Here is a 7313-nt window from a genome sequence, read left to right as displayed (position 1 = left end):
GTAAGTGAAAAAAATGGAGTGTAGAGATCACGCGGACACCAGTGCCCTTATTCGGTTTAATGTATGCTAGAAACGATTGTGCACAAATAAGCGCGTTGGTGACCGCTAAAGTATTAAGTTTATGTTTTTCGTGTAAAAAAGCGCTACTGCGTCCGCTAAATATTGATCTTTACGTATGAACTTTATTCATAATTACTTCCTCGTGCCTACACCTAAAGAAATATTTTCAATACGAGCTACTGGCCTTTCAAACCATTTATTGGCGATTTCTTCGAATACTTCTACACATCCTGTTGTGTAAAATTGATGCATCGGAGCTCTGTCGCCATTAAACAGCTTTTTCTGATAACCCAATATTGTGCTCACCTGTAGGGCTGTTTCTTCTCCTGAGGAGATGAGTGTTACTTTATCACCCATAACCTGTTGGATAATCGGCCGAATTAATGGATAGTGTGTACACCCGAGTATTAGCGTATCGATATGATTTTGTTCTTTCATCGGTGTCAACGTATCCGATACAATTTTAAATGCTTCCGGTCCTTCCAATACCCCTGCCTCGACCATTGGCACAAAACTCGTACAAGCCAAATCATTGACATGGATGTTTGAATTTATATCTTTCAAAGCATTTGGATATGCTTTACTATTAATCGTTCCTTCTGTTCCAATTACACCTATATGCAAGTTTTGCGACATTTTTATGGCGGCCCTTGCCCCAGGTTTTATTACTCCAATTACTGGTATTGGTAATTCTTGTCTAAGCTGTTCTAAAGTGAATGCAGTAGCGGTGTTACATGCAACTACTAACATTTTCACGCGTTTACTAAGCATAAAATCTACCATTTCCCAGGTGAATTGAATCACTTCTTTACATGTTCTCGGTCCATATGGACAACGGAGCGTATCACCAAGATATATCAATTCTTCTTTCGGAAGCTGTCGCATTAGTTCACTTGCTACTGTTAATCCTCCAACCCCAGAATCTATAACGCCAATTGGTTGATCCACTATAAATCCCCTTTTCATGTTGTTAGTTTTCTTTTTCAATTTTCATTTGCTCGTGTAGTACATGCAATAAATGATTTAGTGTATCAACCTGTTCCGTTGAAACGTTTTTCAAAACTTCTCCTAGGTATTGTTGCCGCATCATTATTACTTCTTCAATAATTTGTTTTCCTTTGTCTAGCAAATGAATACGAACAACACGACGATCTTTTACATCACGTGTTCTTTCTACTAATACGTTTTTTTCCATACGATCAACTAAATCTGTAGTCGTACTAAAAGCTAAATTAATATGATTAGAGAGTTCACCAATTGTAAGATCTCCTTTTTCCGACAACCACTGAAGCGCAACAAATTGAGGAGGAGTAATCGGATAATTAGCCAAAATCTCTCTACCTCTTTGTTTGATAATACCTGAAATATATCTCAACTGCTTTTCAACTTCAGCAATTGTTGTAGCTGTACTTGTTTCTTGCAATGTCCGCTACCTCCTAGAAGAACACACATCGTTAATCCAATTGATGCTTTTCCTCGTCACTATTTCTATTGATTTTTTCTGTATTTTTCTGCAGCATTTGCTTAAGTTCATCCTTTTTATGTCTTGAAACCATTATATATAAAGTATCCCCTGCAAAGACAACTGTTTTACCAAGCGGAGTAATAATATCTCCATTTCGTATAATAGCATTAATTAAGGTCTTATGGGGTAAAGAAATATGTTGTAACTGCTTACCTACGATCACATTTTCAGCAGCTACTTCATATTCTACTATTTCTACGTTCGTTTTGCCGATTGAAATTAATTCCAGTGCATGAATCGGATTTGATTTGCGCACTCCACTTAGACCAAATTTCGATGCCATCCACGATAGCGTTGTTCCTTGCAATAATGTTGAGGTTAAAACAACGAAAAATACAGCATTGAAAAACAGCTGGCTATTTTCTATTTTCGCTAAAAGCGGAAATATTGCTAGTACGATTGGGACTGCTCCCCTTAGTCCCGCCCATGAAAGAAACACTTTTTCTTTCGCGTTAAACTTAAAACTTAACAAAGAAACGAAAGTGGCAATTGGCCGTGCTAAGAAAATCAATACGACGGATAACAACAACCCTTTCCAGATAATTTCTGCAGTGAATAGCTCGCCTGGAAATACAAATAGCCCCAATATAATAAACATAAGAATTTGCATCATCCAGCCAAAGCCTTCGTTAAATCTTACAATAGAATGTCGATAAATTAAATCTGAATTACCAATTACCATGGCAGTTATATAAACTGCTAGCAGCCCACTGGCATTTGCTAGCGAACTAATGCTGTAAGACAAAAATGCAAATCCAAGCGCAAATAATGGATACAAACCACTCGAATCCAAATTGATCCTGTTAATAGACAGACTTGCTATTTTACCAATCACTAAACCTAAAATAACACCCATACCCATTTGCCAAAAAAACGAACCAATTAATACCCATACATTGGCGTTATTTATTGTGATTAACTGAATCAAAGAAACGGTTAAAAATACAGCCATTGGATCATTGGTACCTGACTCTGCCTCCAAAGTGGCTTCGATCTTTTTATTAATATTCATACCTTTTAATACAGCGAATACCGCAGCTGCATCCGTTGAACCAACGATCGAACCAATCAGCAGTGATTCCACCCATGAGATATTAAAAATAAACTTCGCACCAAGTGCTACGATTGCGGTTGTTATTAACACGCCGATTGTTGCCATGGAGACCGCAGGAGCAATCACTGGTCGAATAATGTCCCATTTTGTTTGTAATCCACCTTCAAACAAAATCACAACTAAAGCAAATACCCCTATCAATTGCGCAAGCTCTGCGTTATCAAAATAGATAATATTTAACCCATCACTACCAACAAGCATGCCCACACCTATAAACAGGACTAGGGATGGCACACCAAGTCGAGATGAGAATTTCGTAACTAGAACACTAATAATTAGTAATAGAGCTATTAGAAAAAGAAATTGATTGGATTGTAGTATTTCCTGGATCATTCGTTACCTCCGCTACACATCTATATCTCACACTACTTAACCTAATTGTAAAGGAAATGGTTGAAACTGGCACATAATTTGATTGATTCGCTTTTCCAAACGCATGACCAAAAGCTTGGGGCGCCCGTTTAGCGATGTTTAGACTTAGCAGCAGGAGATAAAGGAAACACGATGAGCGTAAGCAAATCGATGTTGACTTATCGTACGGAGGTAGGTGTTGTCTCACTACAGCTTTAGCGCTGGAGCTGGAAGTGGATAAATAACTTAGTACGATATCCGCAGTTGTTTAATTTTATAATTTTCTAGAAATACAAAAAACCGACTTCCCGAAAAGAAAGTCGGTTTTTACTAGAGCTTTAATTCCCCCATACGAAGGAGCTCTACTACAGCCTGTGAACGCCCCTTTACGCCAAGCTTTTGCATAGCATTTGAAATATGGTTCCGAACGGTCTTTTGTGATATAAACAATTCCTGGGCTATTTCTTTTGTTGTTTTGTCCTGTACTAATAGTTCAAACACTTCTTTTTCCCGTTTTGTTAATAGTTGCTTCGGCTTGTAGTCATTATCTTTCAAGTGTTAACCCCTCCTTGCTGTCGTAAGAGCCGCATCATGAAGGGTATTTATTTAGTCAAGTTATATTATGAAAGGAAGAGCGAAACTGTGAGTATATTATCGGAAGAACATTGAATTTAATATGTTCCAAATTAATCCCTTCATTTTATATGATATATACTATTCTGTATGTTCGAGTGTGGTGACTGTTAGAGCACGTAATTTATACCAAAATTAATATGCACCTTTCCTGCGTTGTTTTATTCTTGCATTTTCGAGACGGGGAAGTTCCCTTTCTATAATTCTCGGATGCCAAACATGTTCCCTTATCGTATAATGGACAAAAACAGTAATTGGATTCATTAAAAATGATTTGATGTTTCTGTTCCGAGGAGATCAAATATGAATAAACAAAGGCTTACTTTTATCTATGATATTATCTTAATAGTACTCGCTTGCATTTCCGTTGCTTTTCTTTGGTCGGATCATCACGTTATTCTTATTTTAGATAAAATCATATGGTTCATTTTTTTCATAGACGTAGTCGTTCGTCTTTTCATCTATAAGGACAAGTGGAAATATGTTAAATCTAATCCATTTGATATTATTGCTGCTATTCCGCTAGACAGCATTTTTCAAGCGGCTAGAATAGCAAGGTTATTTCGTATTATAAGACTGATTGCAATAGTTAAGAATCGCGCTCCAAAATTACTTGGGATCCTTAGAACAAATGGATTAGATAAATTGGTTGGATTAGCTATTATATTTATATTTTTTTCCTCAGTTATTGTTAATTACTTTGAACCAAATATAAATTCAATAGCAGATGGTGTTTGGTGGTCAATAGTTACAACAACTACTGTAGGTTACGGAGATATTTCACCAGAAACACCGGTGGGTAGAATTGTCGCAGTAATTCTTATGGTTGTAGGTATCGGATTAATTGGAATGATAACAGGTTCGATTACAACGTTTTTTGTCAAAGATACAAAAGAAACCAATGCGACTGTTGCATTTATAAAACAACAATTGGACCGCTATGACGAATTAACACCGCAAGAACTACATCAGATTTACTTGTTATTAAAAGAAATGGAAAAAGATAAAGCTGTCTAAAGAAGCAGCCCTACCATAATGGCAGGGCTGCTTCTTAAACTTAATATGCATGATCACTTCCGAAGAAGTTCTTAAATGATTGAATGTTTGTATCTCTGTTTAGCGCTGCAATTGACGTTGTTAATGGAATTCCTTTTGGACAAACTTGCACACAGTTCTGTGAGTTACCACAGCCTGCAAGACCACCGTCCTCCATTAACGCTTCTAAACGTTCCCCTTTATTCAGCTCACCTGTGGGATGTGCATTGAACAAGCGTACTTGTGAAAGTGGTGCTGGACCAATGAAATCTGAATTCGTGTTTACGTTCGGGCAAGCCTCTAAACAAACACCACAAGTCATACATTTAGATAACTCGTAAGCCCATTGACGCTTTTTCTCTGGCATACGAGGTCCAGGACCAAGATCATATGTGCCATCGATTGGAATCCAAGCCTTCACTTTTTTCAGTGAATCAAACATACGACTACGATCTACCGCTAAATCACGCATTACCGGGAAAGTTGCCATCGGTTCTAAACGAATTGGCTGTTCTAATTTATCAACTAATGTTGAACAAGACTGGCGCGGCGTTCCGTTTATCACCATCGAACATGCACCACAAACTTCTTCTAGACAGTTTGATTCCCAGTTTACTGGTGTTGTTTTTTCCCCTTTTGCATTAACCGGATTTCTTTGAATTTCCATTAGTCCTGAGATAATATTCATATTTTCTCGATAAGGAATTTCAAAGGTCTCCTTATAGGAAGAGGAGTCCGGACTATCTTGACGTGTTATAATAAACGTTACTGTTTTATTTGCCATTCCTTCCATTCCCCCTTATTTCTTCTTACTATAATCTCGTTTTCTCGGTTCAATTAGTGATACATCTACATCCACATAATTAAATTCTGGTGCATTTGTTTCCTCATTGAATCGTGCCATCGTTGTTTTCAACCATTCTTCATCATTTCGATCAGGGAATTCTGGTTTATAATGGGCACCACGGCTTTCATTTCGGTTATAAGCACCTTGTGTAATCACGCGTGCAAGGTGTAACATGTTTTTCAATTGACGCGTGAACATAACCCCTTGGTTACTCCAACGAGATGTGTCATTAATATTTATATTTTCCCAACGGTCTAGTAATTCTTGAATCTTTTCATCCGTTTTTAATAGTTTCGCGTTATCACGAACAACTGTTACGTTGTCTGTCATCCATTCGCCTAGTTCTTTATGGATTTGGTAGGCATTCTCTTCGCCATCCATTGCCATTAACTGTTCGAAGTAACCTTCTTCTTCTTTTAACTTACTTTCAAAGAATGTAGAAGGAATATCATCAACCGTTTTTTCCAATCCATTAATATATTTAATCGCATTAGGACCAGCAACCATTCCTCCAAAGATGGAAGATAGTAACGAGTTCGCTCCAAGACGGTTTCCACCATGTTGAGAGTAATCACACTCACCAGCCGCAAAGATTCCAGGGATATTTGTCATTTGATTGTAATCAACCCAAAGACCACCCATAGAATAGTGAACAGCTGGGAATATCTTCATTGGAACTTTACGCGGATCTTCACCTACAAATTTTTCATAAATTTCAATGATACCCCCAAGCTTAACATCAAGCTCTTTCGAATCTTTATGAGAAAGGTCTAAGTACACCATGTTTTCGCCATTAATACCAAGCTTTTGATTAACACACACATCAAAGATCTCTCTTGTAGCGATATCCCGGGGCACTAGGTTACCGTAAGCTGGATATTTTTCCTCAAGGAAGTACCAAGGCTCTCCGTCTTTATACGTCCAAACACGTCCACCTTCACCACGTGCAGATTCACTCATTAAACGGAGCTTGTCATCACCTGGAATCGCTGTCGGGTGAATTTGAATGAATTCCCCATTTGAATAAATGCCACCTTGACGATACAATGCCGCCGCCGCAGATCCAGTATTAATGACCGAGTTCGTTGATTTACCAAAAATAATACCAGGACCACCTGTAGCTAAGATGGTTGCATCTGCTTTAAATGCTCGTAATTCATGGGATTGGATATGCTGTGCAATAACACCACGTCCAATACCTTCTTCATCGATTAGTGCAGAGATAAATTCCCAGCCTTCATATTTCGTTACAAGCCCCTCGACTTCAAAGCGTCTTACTTGTTCATCCAAAGCATAAAGTAGTTGTTGGCCTGTTGTCGCACCAGCATAAGCGGTGCGGTGGTGCTGTGTTCCACCGAAACGACGGAAATCTAATAAGCCTTCAGGTGTACGGTTAAACATAACACCCATACGGTCCAGCATATGGATAATGCCAGGTGCAGCGTCACACATAGCTTTTACTGGTGGTTGATTAGCAAGGAAATCGCCACCATAAACAGTGTCATCAAAGTGTTCCCAAGGAGAGTCACCTTCACCCTTTGTATTTACTGCACCGTTAATTCCACCTTGAGCACAAACAGAGTGAGAACGCTTTACTGGCACGATTGACAATAGGTCGACGTGAACACCTGCTTCTGCCGCTTTGATGGTTGCCATGAGACCAGCTAATCCACCACCGACAATAACGATATTGCGATTATTCATAGTATTATGCTCACTCCCTTAGTTAAGCTGTATCTATTTATTAT

The 7313-nt window shown here is 38.4% G+C and carries 7 protein-coding genes; 1 reads left to right on the top strand and 6 read right to left on the bottom strand.

Features of this window, described 5'->3' with window-relative positions; translation table 11 throughout:
• Positions 1–192 precede the first annotated feature (192 nt).
• The 4 genes from racE to ACI6MV_RS05555 all read right to left on the bottom strand — a co-directional run bounded on the left by racE (position 193) and on the right by ACI6MV_RS05555 (position 3605).
• The gene (gene racE / locus ACI6MV_RS05570) at positions 193–1008 is read right to left on the bottom strand and encodes a glutamate racemase (protein ID WP_407269165.1); all 816 of its coding nucleotides are present in this window, start codon (positions 1006–1008) and stop codon (positions 193–195) included.
• Between the two features lie 22 nt (positions 1009–1030).
• Complete coding sequence (locus ACI6MV_RS05565) at positions 1031–1483, bottom strand: MarR family winged helix-turn-helix transcriptional regulator (protein ID WP_407269163.1); 453 nt, start codon at positions 1481–1483, stop codon at positions 1031–1033.
• Positions 1484–1514: 31 nt separating this feature from the next.
• Positions 1515–3032 carry a potassium/proton antiporter gene (locus tag ACI6MV_RS05560; protein WP_407269162.1) on the bottom strand — a complete coding sequence of 506 codons (1518 nt, stop codon included), beginning with the start codon at positions 3030–3032 and terminating at the stop codon, positions 1515–1517.
• A 348-nt stretch (positions 3033–3380) separates the two neighbouring features.
• Positions 3381–3605 carry a helix-turn-helix domain-containing protein gene (locus ACI6MV_RS05555; protein WP_077621319.1) on the bottom strand — a complete coding sequence of 75 codons (225 nt, stop codon included), beginning with the start codon at positions 3603–3605 and terminating at the stop codon, positions 3381–3383.
• A gap of 381 nt (positions 3606–3986) precedes the next feature.
• On the opposite strand from ACI6MV_RS05555, the gene ACI6MV_RS05550 reads away from it, so the two are divergent.
• Positions 3987–4700 (top strand): potassium channel family protein, encoded by a 714-nt coding sequence (locus tag ACI6MV_RS05550; RefSeq protein ID WP_407269159.1) that lies wholly within the window; start codon positions 3987–3989, stop codon positions 4698–4700.
• 40 nt (positions 4701–4740) lie between these two features.
• Here ACI6MV_RS05550 and sdhB read toward each other — a convergent pair whose 3' ends face one another.
• A complete protein-coding gene (gene sdhB, locus ACI6MV_RS05545; RefSeq protein ID WP_407269157.1) occupies positions 4741–5502 on the bottom strand; it encodes a succinate dehydrogenase iron-sulfur subunit in 762 nt (253 codons plus the stop codon).
• 15 nt (positions 5503–5517) lie between these two features.
• Positions 5518–7269 carry a succinate dehydrogenase flavoprotein subunit gene (sdhA, locus tag ACI6MV_RS05540; RefSeq protein ID WP_407269155.1) on the bottom strand — a complete coding sequence of 584 codons (1752 nt, stop codon included), beginning with the start codon at positions 7267–7269 and terminating at the stop codon, positions 5518–5520.
• Positions 7270–7313: the final 44 nt, after the last annotated feature.

The sequence above is a fragment of the Radiobacillus sp. PE A8.2 genome, assembly GCF_045635475.1.
Lineage (GTDB): Bacteria > Bacillota > Bacilli > Bacillales > Amphibacillaceae > JBJGXI01.
This window is presented reverse-complemented; position numbering and strand designations above follow the sequence as displayed.

Bases quoted from the DNA above. Each gene is read 5' to 3' on its own strand.
- ACI6MV_RS05560 (WP_407269162.1), bottom strand. From the start codon at position 3,032: ATGATCCAGGAAATACTACAATCCAATCAATTTCTTTTTCTAATAGCT.
- ACI6MV_RS05550 (WP_407269159.1), top strand. From the start codon at position 3,987: ATGAATAAACAAAGGCTTACTTTTATCTATGATATTATCTTAATAGTA.
- sdhA (WP_407269155.1), bottom strand. From the start codon at position 7,269: ATGAATAATCGCAATATCGTTATTGTCGGTGGTGGATTAGCTGGTCTC.
- sdhB (WP_407269157.1), bottom strand. From the start codon at position 5,502: ATGGCAAATAAAACAGTAACGTTTATTATAACACGTCAAGATAGTCCG.